This is a genomic window from Lentzea terrae (assembly GCF_003265345.1).
Taxonomy (GTDB): domain Bacteria; phylum Actinomycetota; class Actinomycetes; order Mycobacteriales; family Pseudonocardiaceae; genus Lentzea; species Lentzea terrae.
Window position 1 is genome coordinate 60,679 of record NZ_QFWW01000024.1, and the last position, 18,219, is coordinate 78,897.

15 protein-coding genes are annotated in these 18,219 nt (G+C 67.4%); 7 read left to right on the forward strand and 8 right to left on the reverse strand.

Annotation, left to right across the window (positions count from 1 at the left end):
• Positions 1-174: 174 nt before the first annotated feature.
• Positions 175-1,848 carry a malto-oligosyltrehalose trehalohydrolase gene (treZ, locus tag DI276_RS29915; protein ID WP_112269424.1) on the forward strand — a complete coding sequence of 558 codons (1,674 nt, stop codon included), beginning with the start codon at positions 175-177 and terminating at the stop codon, positions 1,846-1,848.
• On the opposite strand, the gene DI276_RS29920 is transcribed toward treZ, so the two are convergent.
• Positions 1,767-2,111, reverse strand: coding sequence for an ANTAR domain-containing protein (locus DI276_RS29920; protein ID WP_112269426.1), 345 nt, complete (start codon positions 2,109-2,111; stop codon positions 1,767-1,769). The genes treZ and DI276_RS29920 overlap by 82 nt on opposite strands.
• Positions 2,112-2,328: 217 nt before the next feature.
• Between DI276_RS29920 and DI276_RS29925 the strand changes: the two genes are divergently transcribed.
• The 3 genes from DI276_RS29925 to DI276_RS29935 all read left to right on the forward strand — a co-directional run bounded on the left by DI276_RS29925 (position 2,329) and on the right by DI276_RS29935 (position 3,639).
• Positions 2,329-2,508, forward strand: a complete 180-nt coding sequence (locus DI276_RS29925; protein ID WP_030473283.1) for a CsbD family protein — start codon at positions 2,329-2,331, stop codon at positions 2,506-2,508.
• Positions 2,486-3,112 (forward strand): UdgX family uracil-DNA binding protein, encoded by a 627-nt coding sequence (locus DI276_RS29930; protein WP_112269428.1) that lies wholly within the window; start codon positions 2,486-2,488, stop codon positions 3,110-3,112. Before DI276_RS29925 ends, DI276_RS29930 begins: the two co-directional genes overlap by 23 nt.
• Before the next feature lie 269 nt (positions 3,113-3,381).
• The gene (locus DI276_RS29935; RefSeq protein ID WP_112269430.1) at positions 3,382-3,639 is read left to right on the forward strand and encodes a helix-turn-helix domain-containing protein; all 258 of its coding nucleotides are present in this window, start codon (positions 3,382-3,384) and stop codon (positions 3,637-3,639) included.
• Between the two features lie 159 nt (positions 3,640-3,798).
• Here the strand turns inward: DI276_RS29935 and DI276_RS29940 are convergent, their stop codons facing one another.
• A complete protein-coding gene (locus DI276_RS29940) occupies positions 3,799-4,947 on the reverse strand; it encodes a cytochrome P450 (RefSeq protein ID WP_232837013.1) in 1,149 nt (382 codons plus the stop codon).
• 112 nt (positions 4,948-5,059) lie between these two features.
• On the reverse strand, positions 5,060-5,827 hold the full coding sequence (gene map, locus DI276_RS29945) for a type I methionyl aminopeptidase (protein ID WP_112269435.1): 768 nt from the start codon (positions 5,825-5,827) through the stop codon (positions 5,060-5,062).
• Positions 5,828-5,975: 148 nt separating this feature from the next.
• Between map and DI276_RS29950 the strand changes: the two genes are divergently transcribed.
• Genes DI276_RS29950 through DI276_RS29960 form a run of 3 tightly spaced genes read left to right on the forward strand, consistent with a single transcriptional unit; the run spans position 5,976 to position 11,609 of the window.
• Positions 5,976-8,780 (forward strand): glycosyl hydrolase family 95 catalytic domain-containing protein, encoded by a 2,805-nt coding sequence (locus tag DI276_RS29950; RefSeq protein ID WP_112269437.1) that lies wholly within the window; start codon positions 5,976-5,978, stop codon positions 8,778-8,780.
• 46 nt (positions 8,781-8,826) lie between these two features.
• Complete coding sequence (locus DI276_RS29955) at positions 8,827-9,609, forward strand: hypothetical protein (protein WP_112269440.1); 783 nt, start codon at positions 8,827-8,829, stop codon at positions 9,607-9,609.
• Positions 9,606-11,609, forward strand: a complete 2,004-nt coding sequence (locus tag DI276_RS29960; RefSeq protein WP_232837014.1) for an NPCBM/NEW2 domain-containing protein — start codon at positions 9,606-9,608, stop codon at positions 11,607-11,609. The genes DI276_RS29955 and DI276_RS29960 overlap by 4 nt, the downstream gene beginning before the upstream one ends.
• On the opposite strand, the gene DI276_RS29965 is transcribed toward DI276_RS29960, so the two are convergent.
• The 5 genes from DI276_RS29965 to gabT all read right to left on the reverse strand — a co-directional run bounded on the left by DI276_RS29965 (position 11,563) and on the right by gabT (position 18,203).
• Positions 11,563-12,969, reverse strand: coding sequence for an amino acid permease (locus DI276_RS29965; RefSeq protein ID WP_198680990.1), 1,407 nt, complete (start codon positions 12,967-12,969; stop codon positions 11,563-11,565). The two genes, DI276_RS29960 and DI276_RS29965, sit on opposite strands and share 47 nt — an antisense overlap.
• 586 nt (positions 12,970-13,555) lie before the next feature.
• Positions 13,556-14,071 carry a CAP family protein gene (locus DI276_RS29970; protein ID WP_157985029.1) on the reverse strand — a complete coding sequence of 172 codons (516 nt, stop codon included), beginning with the start codon at positions 14,069-14,071 and terminating at the stop codon, positions 13,556-13,558.
• Between the two features lie 524 nt (positions 14,072-14,595).
• A complete protein-coding gene (locus tag DI276_RS29975) occupies positions 14,596-15,558 on the reverse strand; it encodes a LacI family DNA-binding transcriptional regulator (RefSeq protein WP_112269446.1) in 963 nt (320 codons plus the stop codon).
• Between the two features lie 54 nt (positions 15,559-15,612).
• Complete coding sequence (locus DI276_RS29980; protein ID WP_408610590.1) at positions 15,613-17,025, reverse strand: aldehyde dehydrogenase family protein; 1,413 nt, start codon at positions 17,023-17,025, stop codon at positions 15,613-15,615.
• Positions 16,920-18,203: a 4-aminobutyrate--2-oxoglutarate transaminase gene (gene gabT / locus DI276_RS29985; RefSeq protein WP_112269450.1), complete on the reverse strand. Its 1,284-nt coding sequence runs from the start codon at positions 18,201-18,203 to the stop codon at positions 16,920-16,922. Before gabT ends, DI276_RS29980 begins: the two co-directional genes overlap by 106 nt.
• Between the last annotated feature and the right edge of the window lie 16 nt (positions 18,204-18,219).

Here is an 18,219-nt window from a genome sequence, read left to right on the forward strand (position 1 = left end):
TGCCGCGACCGGCGGCCTGCGCCCCGTCTTTCGACGTTCAGACGGGTGCATCGTGGTGCCGGCCCCACGTCCTCATCCTGGTTGGCTGTGGGCGTGGGCCGGTGCCGCGAGGCACCCTGCTGGGCGCCGGAAGACGAGGCGCAGGTTGCCGGTCGTGGCACTAGCCTTGGCCGGGTGACGTTCTCGGTCTGGGCACCCACGCCCGAGCAGGTCCATGTCCGCGTCGACGGTTTCGACCACGAGATGAAGCGCGACGGCGACTGGTGGCATTCCGAAGCCGAGGGGACGGACTACGCGTTCGTCATCGAGGGCAAGTCGTACCCGGATCCGCGGTCGCTGTGGCAGCCCAACGGCGTGCACGAGGCGTCGCGCGTCTACCGGCACGACTTCGAGTGGACGGACAGCGCGTGGACCGGCCGCGCGCTGCCGGGCGGCGTGATCTACGAGCTGCACATCGGCACCTTCACACCGGAGGGCACGTTCGACGCGGCGGTTGAAAAGCTCGACCACCTGGTCGACCTCGGCATCACGTTCGTCGAGGTCATGCCGGTCAACAGCTTCGACGGCGTCGAGGGCTGGGGCTACGACGGCGTCCTGTGGGGTGCCGTGCACGAGCCCTACGGCGGCCCGGACGGGTTCAAGCGGTTCGTGGACGCCTGCCACGCCAGGAACCTGGCCGTGCTGCTCGACGTCGTCTACAACCACCTCGGACCGTCCGGCGCCTACCTGGACAAGTTCGGGCCGTACTTCGCCGGTCGCAACGACTGGGGTCCCGGCCTGAACCTGGACGGGCCGAACTCCGACGAGGTCCGCCGGTACGTCATCGACAACGCCCTGCAGTGGCTCGGTGACTTCCACGTCGACGGGCTGCGGCTCGACGCCGTGCACGCGTTGGCGGATCGGCGGGCGGTGCATGTCCTCGAAGAACTGGCCGTCGAGGTGGATGCGCTCTCCGCTCAGCTCAACCGTCCATTGAGCCTGATCGCCGAGTCCGACCTCAACGACGCGAAGCTGGTGACCGCGCGCGAAGGTGGCGGTTACGGCCTGCAGGCGCAGTGGTCCGACGATCTGCACCACTGCCTGCACGTTGCGTTGACGGGCGAGACTTTCGGTTACTACGAGGACTTCGCGGCACCAGGGGCGCTCAAGAACACCTTGGAGAAGGTGTTCTTCCACGCCGGGACCTGGTCGTCGTTCCGCGAGAAGCACCACGGCAAACCGGTCGACACCGCGCTGATCCCCGGCCACCGGTTCCTCGCGTACACGCAGAACCACGACCAGATCGGCAACCGGGCGACCGGTGACCGGCTGCCGGCGACCGTGTCGACCGGGAAGTTGTTGTGCGCGGCGGCGATCGTGCTCTGCTCGCCCTACACGCCCATGATCTTCATGGGGGAGGAGTGGGCGGCGAGCACGCCGTGGCAGTTCTTCGCGTCGTTCCCGGATCCGCAGCTGGCCGAGGCCGTGCGGACGGGCCGGCGGCGGGAGTTCGCGCGGCACGGCTGGGGCGAGTCGGACGTGCCGGATCCGATGTCACCGCAGACCGTGCAGAACTCGCGCCTCGAGTGGGACGAGGCACGAGACGGTGAGCACGCGAAGGTGCTGGAGACGTACAAAGCCCTGATCGCGTTGCGGCGCTCCCGCCCAGAGCTCGCCGATCCGCGGTTGGACAGGTTCGTGGTGGAGCAGGACGGGCTGTGCTTCGTGTTGCACCGCGGGACGACCCGCGTGGTGGTGAACCTCGGCACGACACCCGTCCCGCTGCCTCACGGCGAGGTGTTGCTGACCTCCTCGGCGAACCCGTCGTCGGTTTCCTCCGAGTCGTTCGCGGTCGTCGCGTCGACGTGATCCCACAACACCTGGTCGGCCGGCTTGACCGGCCGGCCGAGGTGCAGGTGCACGAACGCAGCCACCAGCCGGTCGGCGGCGACGTGCAGCTTGATGTTGTGGTGCTGGGAGATGTGCACCAGCAGCTGGAACGCCTGCTGGGGTGTGCAGGGTTTGCGTGCGGCGATCAGGCCTGTGGCCTGCCCGATGACGGTCCGGGACACCAGAGCTTTGCGCAGCCCCGCCACCTCGGCCTCGAGGGCGGTGATTCTCGCGGACGACACCGCCGGCTCCTTTCACGTCGTCATGGTCACAGCGGCATGCCGATGCGACGACGGTGCTCAGGAGCGCTCGAACAGGCGGGACACACCCAGAGCAAGCCGTCTCATCGGCTTGCGGCTGGGTTCTCAACCGCGAGTGATCACCTTATCAACTGTTTCGGATGGTGCTCGCCGGGTAACCAATCGACGTAGCTGACCACGTACTGAAGGAGCCTGATCCATGGGTGCCGACGACAAGTTCAGCAACAAGGCTGAAGAGATGAAGGGCCGCGCGAAGGAAGCTGTCGGTGACGCCACGGACAACGAGCAGTGGCAGGCCGAGGGCCGCGCCGAGCGCGCGAAGGCCGACATCAAGCAGGCCGGCGAGAAGGTCAAGGATGCCTTCCGCTCGGACAAGTAACGCAGTTGGCGCCGCCCAGTTCGTCCCCGAGGGGAAGAACTGGGCGGCGCTGCGTTCTGCGTCCTGCGAGTGCCGTGGCTGCGAGCTGTACAAGGACGCGTCGCAGACCGTGTTCGGCGAGGGACCGGTGCCGGCGCGGCTGATGATGGTGGGGGAGCAGCCGGGCGACCGCGAGGACGTCGAGGGGCACGTGTTCGTCGGCCCGGCCGGACGGTTGCTGGACAAGGCGTTGGCCGCCGCCCGGATCGACCGGTCCGCCGCCTATCTGACCAACGCGGTGAAGCACTTCAAGTTCACCGAGCGCGGCAAGCGCCGGATCCACCAGACGCCGCGCCGGTCCGAGGTGGTGGCGTGCTTCCCGTGGTTGCGCGAGGAGATCCGGGTCGTGCAGCCGGAGCTGGTCGTGTGCCTGGGGGCCGTGGCGGCCAAGGCGCTGCTCGGTTCATCGTTCAAGCTCACCGAGCACCGGGGTCAGGTTCAGGAGCTGGACGGGCTGCGGGTCGGGGTGACCGTGCACCCGTCCGCCGTGGTGCGAGCCGAGAACTTCACCGAGGCGTTCGACGCCTTCGTGGCGGATCTCAAGGCTCTGAAGAAGTCCCTCTAGAAACGGGACAACCCCCGGACGACTCCCGCGCTAGCGGGCCGAGCGGGACCAGCGCTCGAAGTCCGGGGGCCGGGTGGCTGCCTTGGTTTACGACTAGGCGTCACCGAGGGCTGGTCCTAGCGGACAGCCACCTCACGAGTCCTGTAGCTATACAACTTTGGACCACCTCCTCTCTTGTGTACGACGAACCTATGTCGGGATCCGGCAGCGTCGCAACGGACTTTTTCAGTGCCGTGCCGACTTGCGCGATTCGCGTAGAATCCGCAGACATGGTGCGCATTCCCCTGACCTCGACTGAGCGGGAGCGCGGCCGGCGGCTCGGACAGTTGCTGCGGGACGCCCGCGGCGAGGAGAGCATGGTCGAGATCGCGGCCCGCGCCGGGTTGTCGGCCGAGACCGTGCGCAAGATCGAGACGGGACGCGCTCCCACGCCGTCGTTCTTCACGATCGCCGCGCTCGCGGGTGCGCTGAACATCTCGCTCGACGCCATCAACGAGCTGCTGGCACCGCAAAGCCGCTCGGCTTAGTGGCGCGGCTCGGAACGTTGCCGAGCGAATTCGCGGTCAGACGGGTGCATCGTGGTGCCCCCGCGTCCTCATACTGGACGTATGGGGGCGCGGGGGCGGTGCCGCGAGGCGCCCTGCTGACCGTGAATTCACCGCCAACGTTCTGAGCCGCGCCACTAATCACCAGGAGACGTGCAGGGCCAGCGGGCCGCGCATGGCGAGGCCCGTCCGCCACCGCACGTCGCCGGCCAGTCGCAGCCCTGGGAACCGTTCGAGGATCGCCGTCAGCGCGACCTGGAGGTCCATCCTGGCCAGCTGCGCGCCGATGCAGTGGTGTGGCCCGTACCCGAACGTGAGGTGCCCCTTGGCGTTGCGCGTCACGTCGAACCGGTCCGGGTCGGGGTACTGGCGCGGATCCCGGTTGGCCGCGTGCTTGGCGAGCAGCACGGGTTCGCCGGCGAGGACGGTGCCGCCGCTCAGTTCGACGTCCTCCAAGGCGTACCGCGGCAGGATGTCCGAGATCTCCTGCGCAGGGATCCACCGCAGCAGTTCCTCGACGGCGTTCGGCATCAGTTCCGGCCGGGAGCGCAGCAGGTCGGCCTGATCGGGGAACTGCAGCAAGGTGTGGACCGAGTTGGCGATGTGGGCGGCGGTGGAGTCGTAGCCCGCGCCGAGCAGCAGCACGGTGAGCTGCACCAGTTCGTCCGCGGTGAGGCGGTCGCCCTCCTCCTGCGCGACCACGAGCGCGCTGATGAGGTCGTCCTCCTGGTGCGCACGTCGTTGCTCGGCCAGACCGGCGAGGTAGCCCGCCAGCTCACCCAGTCTCGACATCTTCTCTTCGTCCGTCAGTGCGGTGATGGACATGAACGCGGCGACGAGGTGCTGGAAGTGGTCGCGGTCGTCGTAGGGCACCCCGAGCAGGTCGCAGACCATCAGCCCGGGCAACGGAACCGCGTACGCCGTCACGAGATCGACCGGCGGGCCGGCTTTCTCCATGTCGTCGAGCAACTCTGCGGCGAGCCGCTCTGCGTTGGCGCGCAACTGTTCCACGCGGCGGACGGTGAACGCGTGCGCGAGCAGCCGGCGCAACCTGGTGTGGTCGGGCGGGTCCAGGTCGGTGAGGATCGCGCCGATCCGGGTCGGGCCCATCCTCGGTGTGTCCCGGACGGCGGCCTGCGCGAGGCTGAACCTCGGATCGCTCAGCGCCAGCCGCACGTCGTCATATCTGGTGAGCAGCCAACCTTCTTCGCCGTGCGGGAGCTTCACGCGGGCGAGCGGTTCGGTGTCGCGCAGTTGGCCGTAGGTCGGATCGATCTCCAGTCCGTTCACGGGACCGAATGGGTAGGGGCGCGCGATCATGGGCATCCTCCAGAGCTCGCGGCGGAGCCTCATCATGCGCGTCAGGAGAGCGTGATCACTACCGTTGCGTCTTGCTTCGCTTTCAGACCAACGTGAGTACGACCGGACCGTCCACCGTGATCGCCACCGTGTGCTCGACGTGGGCGGCGCGCGAGCCGTCGTTGGTGCGCAACGTCCAACCGTCGTCGTCGGTCAGGTATCCGTCGCGGCCACCGGCGTGCAGCATGGGTTCGAGCGCGAGAACCATGCCCGGCACCAGTTTCAGGCCCTTGCTCGCCTTGCCTTCGTTGGGCACGAACGGTTCCTCGTGCATCTCGCGGCCGATTCCGTGGCCGCCGTGGCGGGCCAGCAGCCCGTAGCCGCCGGCGCGGCCGACCTTGCCGATCGCGTGCGAGATGTCACCGAGTCGACCGCCGGGGCGGGCGGCGTCGATGCCTGCCTGCAGGGCGCGGGTGGTGCAGTCGATCAGCGCGACGTCGGCGGGCGCTGCTTCGCCGACCACGAAGCTGATGGCTGCGTCGCCGGTCATGCCGCCGAGCTGGGCGCCGCAGTCGATGCTGAGCAGGTCGCCGTCCCGCAACGGGAGCGGGCCGGGAATGCCGTGCACGACGGCGTCGTTCACGGACGCGCAGATGACGCCGGGGAACGGCGAGGGCGCCCACTTCGGGTGGTAGTCGAGGAACGGTGACTTCGCGCCCGCGCTGAAGATCACCTCGCGCGCGACCTCGTCCAGTTCGCGCAGGGTCACGCCGGGGGCGGCGGCAGCGTGGCAGGCGGCCAGGGCCCGGGCGACGACGTGGCCTGCCTCGCGCATGACCGTCAGCTCGGCGGCAGACTTCAGTTCGATCACGGTATAACTTTACCGGTCACGGCAACCGGCAAACGGTTTCATCCGAGGCTTGACTGGTCTTGACCGGGTGTGAGGGCCGTCATAGGCTGCGTTCAGTAGTACACCTCCGATCTTTGTTCGCAGCCGCCGCGGACCTGAAAGGTGTTCTGTGGATCTGTCGCGGCGCGGACTGCTCGGTGGAGTTGTGGCTGGGGCGGCGCTCACGGCGTTGCCGGTCGGGGCGAGCGCGGAGGTGGACAGCTTCCGGTGCGCGATCGACTGGAAGCGGTTCCTCGGCGAGCAGGACCTGGTGTGGCAGCGGATCCCGCGCGCCTGGTACGAGGGTCCGTTCCTGGGCAACGGCTTCCTGGCCACCGCGGTCTACCGCGAGCCGGGTGCGAACGCCGTCCGGTTCACCGTCGACCACGCGCAGGTGCAGGACCACCGGCCCCAGTTCGGGAACGAGTGGGGAGTGGCGCGGTTGCCGGTCGGGCGCGTGCTGCTGACGCCGGTCGGCAAGATCACCGGCGTCGACCTCAGGCTGGACCTCTGGAACGCCGAGCTGCGCGGCAAGATCATCACCGACAAGGGTGAGCTGGCGGTCAGGGCGTTCGTGCACGCCGAGAAGTCGTTGCTGCACCTCGAAGTTCGGCCGTCCAGTGGCGAACGGGACAGCAAACTGGAGTTCCTGCCGCTGGACGCGGTGAGCCCGCGGGTCATCCGCGAACCACCGCCCGCGACGCTGCCGCCCAACCCCAAGCCGGTCACCCGCACCGAGAACGGGCTCACGCTCGTCGCGCAGGAGATGGTCGCGGGCGGGCAGACGGCGACGGCGTACCGAGTCAAGAGATCCCATGGCCGCACGGAGTTGCTGCTGTCGGTCGACCACTCGTTCCCCGGCCGCACCGCCGAGGCGACGGTCAAGGAGACGATCACCAAGGCACCGATCCCGGAAATGCTGCGGCACCAGCACCAACGCTGGTGGCATCGCTTCTACCGCAAGAGCTTCGTGTCCGTGCCGGACGCGTTGATGCAGAGCTTCTACTGGATCCAGCTGTACAAGCTCGCATCAGGTGCGCGCAAAGAAGCACCGATCATGCCCACCACCGGCCCGTGGCTGGAGCCGACGCCGTGGCCGTCGGTGTGGTTCAACCTCAACGCACAGCTCGAGTACTGGCCCGTGCTCGCGTCCAACCACCTCGAACTGGACCCGATCCCGCGCACGATCGCGGAGAACCAGCAGATCCTGGTCGACGCGCTGCGGCCGGAGTTCCGCGTCGACTCGATGGGGTTGCGGCGCAGCACCGACCCGACGTTCCAGGACGCCGGGTTCGTCGGCTCGCCGCTGCACCCGTCGCCGGACCCGGAGATCGGGAACCTGCCGTGGTTGCTGCACAACGCGTGGCTCAGCTACCGGCACACGATGGACGAACGGATCCTCCGGGACACCGTCTTCCCGGTGCTGCGCAGATCCACCAACTACTATCTGCACTTCCTGCGCAAGGGCAACGACGGCAGGCTGCACCTGCTGCCCACCTACTCGCCCGAGTACGGCGTCGCACCGGACTGCAACTACGACCTGGCGCTGCTGCGCTGGTCGTGCCGCACCCTCATCGAGAGCGCCAAGATCCTCAAGATCGACGATCCGCTCAACGCCAAGTGGCAGGAGGTGCTCGACCAGCTCGTCGAGTACCCGGCCGACGCGGGCGGGTTCATGATCGGCGCAGGCGTGCCGTTCGCGAAGTCGCACCGGCACTACTCGCACATGCTCGCGGTCTACCCGCTGCACGAGGTCAACTGGGAGCAGCCGGAACGCCGTGACCTCATCGAACGCTCGCTGAAGCACTGGCTGAGCTTCGAGGGGTCGTTGCGGGGCTTCACCTTCACCGGTGCCGCGTCGATCGCGGCTCAGATGACTCGCGGCGACGACGCGTTGAAGTACCTGCGCGAGTTCGTCGCCAGGTTCGCCCAGCCCAACACGATGTACTTCGAGGCAGGCCCGGTGATCGAGACTCCGCTCAGCGCCGCGAAGTCGTTGCAGGACATGCTGATCCAGAGCTGGGGTGGGCTGATCCGGATCTTCCCCGCGGTGCCGCCGGTGTGGCAGGACGTCACGATCCACGACACCCGCACCGAGGGCGCGTTCCTGGTCAGCGCGGTCCGGCGGGGCGGCAAGACGCGCTTCGTGCGCGTGCACAGCGAAGCCGGCCAGCCGTGCCGCATCCGCACCGGCATCGAGGGCCGGATCGAGGTGCGCGGCTGCAGCAGGTGGAGCGTGCGCGACGGCGTGGTCGAACTCGAGCTGCGGCGCGGCCAGGACGCGTTGATCCACGCTCGCGGTGAGCGGGACTTCACCATCGCGCCGGTCCGGATCACCGAACCCGGCAGGCGCTGGGGCCTGCCCGCGTTGCCGCCCGGTGGCAGCGCGGTTCCGGTGGACCTCAGCGCGGCGCTCGACAACGACGGCCTGTCCAACGAGTTCACCAGCCGGGACGGCAACTTCGACGGCCTCGGCAACACCTACCCGGCCGCCCAGCTGCCGCAGACCGGGTCGGTGACCGACGACGGCATCCTGTTCGAGTTCCACAACGGCGACGAGGCGAGCAAGAACAACGTCATCGCGGCCGGGCAGACGTTGCTGCTGCCCGCCGGGAAGTACGTGAAGCTGCACCTGCTCGCGGCCGCGGACACCGGCAACGTCGACGCGGACGGCGCGGTCGGTTATGCCGACGGTTCGGTGCCCGCGAAGTTCCGGGTGACGGCGTGGCAGCAGCGGCCGCAGTTCGGCGAGTCGGAACCCGTTGCCACCACGTTGATGCACACGCCGTCCGGTCCCGTGCAGAAGCAGGTGTCGATCTTCCACCAGACCTTGGTGCTCGACCCCGCCAAGGACCTCGCGTCCGTCACGCTGCCCAGGACCGCGGGCCCGCGCCTGCACGTCTTCGCGATCACGTTGGAGAAGCCCAAAGCCTGACCGTCACCCGCCGCCGCCCGAGGAGTGATCCGAAGGAGGCAAGACGATGGCAGAACTCTCCCGGCGCGGCGCCGTCAAGCTCGGCGCCGCGGGGGCACTCGCGCTGGGAATGACCCGGCCCGCGTACGCGGATCCGGTGATCGAGGCCGCGTGGGCGCTGAAGTGGAACCCGACGCCCGGTGGCGACGGCCTCAGGGCGTTCGAGGGCCTGGAAGACGACCGTGCCGGCTCGCACAGCGGCGTGAAGCACATCTACGTCGAGGGCGACCACTGGCGCTTCGACATGCACACGCGCGACCGCGACGGTTCCGACCGGCAGCGCAACGAGTCCAAGGGCATGCGGTCCGGCGGCACCACGCACAAGATCGGCAAGGACCAGATCTGGAAGATCACCTACCAGGCGTTCTGGCCGTCCTCGCTGACCGCGACCACCCGGTTCACCCACATCATGCAGATGAAGGTGCAGGACGTGGGAGGTCCACTGTGGACCCTGACGCCGCGGCAGAAGGACAAGCCGACGCTCACGATCCTGACGTTGCGGGACAACGACGCCAACACCGAGCACATCGTCGGTGACTGGACCCCGTTGCAGAACAAGTGGATCGACGTCGAGTTCGAGTGCAAGGCGTCGAACTCGGGCGGCCACCTCGCGTGGCTGTTCAGGGACGGGTCCACCGTCGTCGGCCAGGGCCGCACGACGGCCGTCGACCTGTGGCGGGACAAGAACTACCTGCGCCCCAAGTGGGGCATCTACCGGAGCATCGAGAGCTCCGGCCTGCAGAACACCTATCAGCTCATCCGCAACTACAGGGGTTACAAGTGGGAGTGAGATCTCTGCTGACGGCCGTGGCACTCGTCGCGGCTTCCGCGGCTGTGCCGGTTGCCGCCCAAGCCGATCCCGTGGTCGAAGCCGATCCGACGTTGGCGCTGACACCACCGATGGGCTTCAACAACTGGAACACCACCGGCTGCGACATCAACGAGCAGATGATCCGCGACATGGCGGACATCTTCGTGTCGCGCGGGTTGAAGGAGGCGGGTTACCAGTACGTCAACGTCGACGACTGCTGGGCCGATCTCAACCGCGATCCGGAGACCGGGCGGTTGCGCAACCACCCGACCCGGTTCCCGAGCGGCATGAAGGCGCTCGCCGACTACATCCACGCGCGCGGCCTCAAGTTCGGCATCTACACCAGCGCGGGTACGCAGACGTGCGCGCGCACGATGCCGGGAGCGCTGGACCACGAGGAGATCGACGCGCAGACGTTCGCGGACTGGGGCGTCGACTACCTCAAGTACGACAACTGCAACAACCAGGGCCGTCCTGCCCTGGAGCGCTACACGAAGATGCGGGACGCGCTGAAGAAGACCGGCCGCCCGATCGTCTACTCGATCTGCGAGTGGGGCCAGAACAAGCCGTGGGAGTGGGGCAAGGGTGTCGGACACCTCTGGCGCACCACCGGTGACATCAACGACACCTGGTCCAAGACCGTCGAGATCATCAAGCTCAACGCGCCGCTTGATGCTTATGCCGGTCCCGGCCACTGGAACGACCCCGACATGCTCGAGGTCGGCAACGGCAAGCAGACCACGACCGAGTACAAGAGCCACTTCGCGCTGTGGTCGATCATGGCCGCGCCGCTGCTGATCGGCGCGGACCTGCGCAAGATCTCGCCGGAGCACTTCGACATCCTGCGCAACAAGGAGATCATCGCGATCAACCAGGACAAGCTCGGCGTCCAGGGCAAGGTGATCTACCAGAAGGACGGGCACTGGGTGTTCGTGAAGCCGCTGGCCAACGGCGACAAGGCGGTGGCGCTGTTCAACGAGTCCGAGGTGAACGCGACGATCTCCACGTCCGCACGTGACTTGGGGTTGCCCCGGAGCGTCGGCTACACCGTGCGGGACCTGGACCAGCACAAGAACTTCCAGTCCGCCGGCAAGATCTCGGCCTCCCTGCCACCGCACGGCACCGCGATCTTCCGGGTGAAGGCGTCGCAGGACTGGTACAAGCACGAGCCCGCGATCGACACGTCGCTGGACATCGCCGCGCAGATCCCCGGCATTCCTTCGACGATCACGCCTGCCGGTGAGCCGTTCGTGGCGACCGTGACCGCGACCAACCAGGCACCGATTCCCCTTTTGAACGCCTCCACTTCGTTCGCGGCGCCTGCCGGTTGGAAGGTTGAGAAGCTTTCGTCCGAACGTGCTCCGGTGCTGCTGACTTCGCAGTCGGTGCAGGGCAAGTGGAAGGTGACACCGCCCGTCGGGGTGGTTCCTGGTGCGCATTTGCTGAACGGATCTTTGGGCGTCACATGGGTCGGGCACGGGAAGCTTTCACGGCCGGTGAACTCATCGGTGCTGGTGCCGGTCGCGCCACCGTCCGGAGCTTCCTTGTGGGCCAGTGACGTCACGTTCACCACCGAACGCAGCGGCTACGGGCCCGTCGAGCGCGACCGGTCCAACGGCGGCTACGTCGGTGGTGACGGCAAGACGCTGACCATCAACGGCAAGACCTACGAGAAAGGCCTTGGTGCGCACGCCAATGCTGAGTTGATTTTGTACGTCGGTGGCCGTTGCACGTCGTTCTCGTCCGACGTCGGCATCGACGACGAACGTGACGTGAACCAACAGGGCACGGCGGTATTCGAGGTGTGGGCCGACGGGGTTCGGGTGGCGTCCAGCGGTTTGCGCACCTGGAAGGACGACGCGGTGTCGATCTCCGGGCCTCTGGCCGGTGCCAAGTTCCTGCGGCTCGTCGTCAACGACAGCGGTGACGGCGTCAGGTTCGATCGCGGAGACTTCGCCGGCGCAAAGCTGACCTGCTGAGTGCGATAGCCGCGACTCCTGCGACGAGCACGCCCGTGGACAGGATCTGGCCGCGGGCCTGCTCGTCGTTCAGCATCAGCACGATGATCGTGACGATGCCGGCCAGCGCGAGCCAGGACAGGTACGGGTAGCCCCACATCGGGACTGTCGGGTTGTCGATGGTCTTGCGGAGGCGGAGCTGGGAGACCGCGATGAAACCCCACACGACCAGGAGTGCGGAGCCCACGGCGTTGAGCAGCAACACGAACACCGTGTCCGGCCACAGGTAGTTCAGGAGCACGGAGAAGAACCCGAACGCCACGGACGCGAGTACGGCGTTGCGGGGGACGCCGTTCTTCTTGTTGAGAAGTGTTTTTGGCGCTTCGCCGCGTTCGGCCAGCGAGCAGAGCATGCGGGCGGCGCCGTAGAGGGTGGCGTTGATGGCGCTCAGCAGTGCCACGAAGATGACCACGTTCATGATCTGGCCCGCTGCCGGGATGCCCAGGCGGTTCAGGACCGCCACGTACGGGCTGGCGCCCACCTCGGAGTGGTTGTAGGGCAGCAGGGTGACGACCACCGCCATGGAGCCCAGGTAGAAGACGAGCAGGCGGGTGATAGAGGTTCGCACTGCCTTTTTGACTGCGTGCTTCGGGTCTTCGGCGTCTGCTGCGGCGATCGTGACCACCTCCAAGCCGCCGAACGCGAACACCACCGCCATGAAGCCTGCGATGACTCCTGGCCAGCCGTTGGGGAGGAAGTTTTCGAGGTTGCTGAGGCCTGGGGCCTCGACGCCGGGGACCAGGCCCGCGATCGCTGCCGCGCCCAGTGCGAGGAAGAGGACGATGGCGGCGATTTTCAGGCCGGCGAACCAGAACTCGAACTCGCCGAAGTTGCGGACGTTGGTGAGGTTCACCGCCGTCAGGGTCGTCATGAAGATCAGAACCCAGGTCCATTGGGGGACTGCTGGGATCCATCCTGTGGCGATCTTGGCTGCGCCGGTGGCTTCTACGGCCAGTACTACGCCCACCGTTGCCCAGTAGACCCAGCCGACTGTGAAGCCTGCCCACGGGCCGATGGCCTTTTCCGCGTGCACGGAGAAGGCGCCGCCGCTGGGGTGTTCCGCGGCCATTTCTCCCAGCATGCGCATGATGAGGAGGGCCAGGAATCCGGCCAGGCCAAATGAGATGAGTACGGCTGGGCCGGCTATGGCGATGCCGGCGCCTGTTCCGACGAAGAGGCCGGCTCCGATGACGCCGCCCAGGGCGATCATGGTTACGTGGCGTTGCTGCAGGTGGCTCTGCGGGTGGTGGCGTTCCTGCCGGGGTTCTTCCTGACCTTCTTGCCGGCGGTCTTGCTGCGGGAGTTCTTGCGGGTCAGTCACGCTCTCCAGCCCCGTTCGAGTGTGCCGATGGCGGCCCGATAGTGAGTTCATGGCGGCGGAGAGTCAAATCGTGTGATCGGAGTTACATCTGGCCTAGTGAAGGTGAGATCGATGAACTCGCCTAAGGGATCACCTCAGGGAGTATTGCCGCAACTCGACACGTTTTCCAGTGCTCTTGAGCGTTACTCGGAGTGGGGGTGGTTGGTGTTGCGGTCGGAGAACCGGTTGCTGTTGACCACTGATCACTCTGTTTCTGCCGTGGAGCTCGGGGCTGGGATCGGTGGGGAGGTGCAGCACTACCTGTCGGTTCGGATGCTTGGTGGGCCGGTGGTGGTGTTGCCCGGGGCGTCTTCGGGGTCTGGGGGGTCTGCTCGGTGGCTCATCCTCACTGGGTCGGCTGATGAGGCTTCGCAGGTGAACCTGATTCGGTTGCGGGCTCGGGGGGCGTTGACTCATCGGTTGGGGACGTTGGTGCCGTTGCCGCCTTCGCGGATTGATCGTGGGGGTGTGGGGTGGTTGGGGGAGGCGCCGGTGGGGAGGCCTGGGTTGCCGCCGTTTTCGGCTGTTGTGGCTGCTTTGAGGGCGGTTACCGAGACTGCTGGGTTGCGGTGACTGGCGGCAGGACGTTCGCCACGAACTGGTTCAGGGTGTTGCCTCGCGCGGCGAAGTTGAGCACCACGTAGGTGCCGTTGCTGCCTTGCTTCAGGCCCACGCCCACGCGGTCTGAGGACTTCCAGACCATCGCGGTGAAGTGCAGGACGCTGTAGTCGATGTTGGAAGCGGTCATCTCCGTGGCGTAGTCGTAGCCTCGGGATTCGCTGTACCAGTTGTTAAGAGCATTCGTCGCGACTGTGTCGATTGCGCGGGTGCGGCTGCCGGTCCAGTAGAGGTTCTCGCCGTAGGGGTTGTCGGGGCGGTGTTCGAAACCGTCTGCCTCGTGGAGGTGGTCTGCCCATTCCTGGGCTGTTCGGGTCACTTCCGAATCGAGGGAGAGAGGGGCCACGCCGTGCTTTGCGCGGTAGGCGTTGAGAAGTTCGACGGTCTTGGTAACTGGGTCGACGCCCAGTGCCGGGGTCGCCGGGGTGAGCAGGAGGGTGGCCACGGCGATTACGGTGAGGATCGTTCGCATGGCTTGTTTTGTCCCCCAGTTGGGGCATTGGGGACAACCCTTTGGGTTAGATCTGCCGTCTTGATAGGCGGTGTGTAGCCGTGGGGTGGGCTAAGTGCGTGAGGCATGCCACACGGTGGGTCTGTGGTCGGGGTCACCCCTACGACCCCCTTGGGTTAGTGAGTGATACCCCGGTTGCTGTGCAAATTCACTCCACAGGACGTCGTTGGGGTACTAGCTTTGTGATGTCAACCACGACGGAAGGAGCCGGACATGGAGCGCCACGAGATTCTTGCGGACGAGGACGGCCACATTCGCGGGTACGACTAGAGAGCTGCGTCGGCCGTAGGTGAGGGAGTCGGACGAAGAGGCTCCCTCGCGGCCGGAGAAGCTACTGGGTGGTACGTGCGAGTTGATTGTTCAATCATTGGTTGAGTGCTCGCGGAGTGCTTGGCGACGTTGTTGAGGTCCGTCCTACCTGGGTGCGCGGCGGGCAGGATCTCCAACTCGGCCGGGAATCAAGCTGACGTCGGATGTTTGTGCGTGCTTGCGCGGACTACGAGCTTGGTGAGGAGCTCGCGGCGTTCGGCCGGGGCGCCGTCCAGGCGGGCGGCCAGCAGGTCCACGGCCACCTTGCCGGCTTCCTCGGTCGGCATGGCTACCGTGGTCAGGGCTGGGGAGCACATCGCGGCGTACAGGATGTTGTCGAAGCCCGTCACGCTGATCTGGTGCGGCACCTTGATGTCGTGTGCGGCCAGGTAGCTCAGCACGCCCAGGGCCATCAGGTCGTTGTAGGCGATGAACGCTGTTGCGGTGGTCTTGAGGGCCTGTTCGGCCGCGGCCAGGCCGCCGGTGAAGTTCGGTTCGAACGGGCCCAGCAACTGTGCTCGGTTCTGCAGGCCGCGCAGCCTGCGGTTGTGCGACCAGGAGGCGGTCGGACCGCCCAGGTAGACGTACTCCTTGTGGCCCAATGATTCTAGGTGGGTGATCACCTGGTCCATGCCGGAACCGCTGTCCATCAGCACCGACGAGACGCCTGGCACGGTGCGGTTGATCAGCACCAACGGGGTCAGGTCGGCCAGTTCTGCGATCACCTCGTCGGACTGCAGCGGGGAGCAGAGGACCACGCCGTCGACTTGGGCTGCCATCGTGCGGACCAGTTCGGCTTCGGTTTGCGGGTCTTCCCTGCTGTCGCAGAAGAAGACCGAGGTGCCCGCCTCGCCTGCCCGTGTCTGCACGCCGCGCAGCACGGCCGGGTAGAACGGGTTTTCGAGGTCGGGCACCACGATGCCGAGGTTGCCGGTGCGGCCCGTGATCAGGCTGCGCGCCGCGCGGTTCGGCTGGTAGCCGAGGCCCGCTACTACGTCCAGGACCCGTTGGCGGGTGGTTTCCTTGACGAGGCCCGGCGCGCTCAGCGCGCGCGAGACCGTCGAGACGGAGACCTGAGCTTGGCGAGCGACATCCCTGATGGTGACGGCCACCGGAGAATCATCGCAGTCAAGGTCACGATCGACCCATTCATCGGAGGACTGTGGTCAGAGCTCCAGGCCGGTCAGCACCAGGACGCGGGGTTCGGTGAGGTCTTCCATGGCCGCGCGGAGGCCCTCGCGGCCGATGCCGGACTCCTTCACGCCGCCGTACGGCATCTGGTCCGCGCGGTAGCTCGGCACGTCGCCGATGATCACGCCGCCGACCTGGAGTCGTTGCGCGGCACGGAAAGCCAGCCGCACGTCGGTCGTGAAGAGGCCGGCTTGCAGGCCGTAGCGGGAGGCGTTGACGCGGTCGAACGCCTCCTCGACGCTGTCCACGCGGGTCAGCGTGACGACCGGGCCGAACACCTCCTCGGCGCTCACTTTCGCGTCCTCCGGCACGTCGGTCAGCACGGTCGGCGCGTATGTGCGGCCGTCGCGGGTGCCGCCGGTGAGGACGGTCGCGGAGGCCTCGTTCACCCACGCCTCAACGCGTTCGGCTGCGGCGTCGCTGATCAACGGGCCGACGTCGCCGGCCACGTCGAGCTTGTTCACGTGCTGCACAACGGCTTCCGAGATGGCGTCGTACACATCCGCGTGCACGTAGACGCGTTGCACGGAGATGCACGACTGGCCCGCCTGGTACATCGCGAACGTGGCGATGCGCTGCGCGGCGAACTCCACGTCCTGCCAGTCGGGGGCGACGATCGCGGCCGCGTTGCCGCCGAGCTCGAGGGTCACGTGCTTGCGCGGCACGCGTTCCTTGATGCCCCAGCCGACCGGGCCGGAACCGGTGAACGAGACCACCGGCAGCCGCGGATCCTCGACCAGCGCAGCCGTGTCCTCATTGGACAGATGAAGCACCGACCACGCGCCGTCGGGTAGGTCGGTCTCGGCCAGCAGCTCGCCGAGCAGGAAGGCGACCTTCGGGGTGGCGGGCGCGGGCTTGAGCACGATCGGCGCGCCGACCGCGAGGGCAGGGGCGATCTTGTGCGCCACCAGGTTCAGCGGGAAGTTGAACGGCGCGATGCCCAGCACCGGGCCACGCGGCACCCGGCGCACCAGCGCGAGGCGGCCCTCGGCGGACGGGTCGGTGTCGAGGCGCTGCAGTTCGCCGGAGAACCGGCGGGCTTCCTCTGCGGCCCAGCGGAACGTGGAGATCGCGCGGGTCACCTCGACGCGCGCCCACTTCAGCGGCTTGCCGGAGTCGTCGTTGATGGCCTGCGCGAACTCCTCGGCGCGCTCGGCCAGCCGCCGCGACACGTGGTCCAGCGCGGCGGCACGGCGGTGCGCGGGCAGGGCGGCGAGTTCCGGGGCAACGGCGAACGCCTTGGCGACAGCGCTCTCGACTTCTTCGGCGGTGTTGAACGGAATCATGCGAGCAGGGCTCCTTCGAGCACGTCGAGGCCTTCGGCGAGCAGGTCGTCCGGGATGACCAGCGGGGGCAGCAGACGGATCACGTTGCCGTAAGTGCCGCACGTCAGCACGACGACACCCTGGTCGTGGCACGCCTTGGCCACGCGGGCGGCGACTTCGGGCGTGCGTTCGGTGAACTCGATGGCGAGCATCGCGCCACGGCCGCGGATGTCCGCGATGATGTCGGTCTTCTCGGCGACGGCCTTCAGCCGGGTGACCACGGTTTCCTCGATCCGGCGCGCGGCAGCGTTGAGGTCGCGCTCGCGCATCGTGCGGATGGCACCGAGCGCCGCGGCACACGCGACGGGGTTACCGCCGTAGGTGCCGCCGAGTCCGCCGACGTGCACGGCGTCCATGATCTCCGCGCGTCCGGTGACGGCGGCGAGCGGCAGACCGCCCGCGATGCCCTTGGCCGTCGTGATCAGGTCCGGCACCACGCCCTCGTGGTCGGAGGCGAACCACTCGCCGGTGCGGCAGAAGCCGGTCTGGATCTCGTCGGTCACGAACAGCACGTCGTTCTGGCGGCACCACGCGGCGACGGCGGGCAGGAAGCCGGCGGCGGGTGCGATGAAGCCGCCCTCGCCCTGGATCGGCTCGATCACCACGGCGGCGGTGTTGTCCGCGCCGACCTGCTTCTCGATGGCGGCGATCGCCTTCGCGGCCGCGTCGGCGCCGGTCAGGCCGTCGTGCAACGGGTAGGACGCGGGCACCCGGTACACCTCGGGCGCGAACGGCCCGAACCGGTGCTTGTACGGCATGTTCTTGGCGGTCAACGCCATCGTGAGGTTCGTGCGGCCGTGGTAGCCGTGGTCGAACACCACGACGGCCTGCCTGCCGGTGACGTGCCTGGCGATCTTGACCGCGTTCTCCACGGCCTCGGCGCCGGAGTTGAACAGCACCGACCGCTTCTCGTGGTCGCCGGGGGTCAGCGCGTTGAGCTCCTCGCAGACCTCGAGGTAGCCCTCGTACGGCGTGATCATGAAGCAGGTGTGGCTGAACCGGTCGATCTGCGCGTGCACGGCCTCGGCCACCGCGGGCGCGGGGTTGCCGACGTTCGTGACGGCGATCCCGGAGCCGAGGTCGATCAGCTGGTTGCCGTCGACGTCGACCAGCAGGCCGTCGTCGGCCGACTCGATGTAGACGGGCAGCGTGCTGCCGACTCCAGAAGCGACGGCGTGCTTGCGCCGCGCCTGGAGCTCCAACGACTTGGGACCTGGGATCGCGGTGCGCAGTCGGGTCATGTGCTCAGCATGGTCC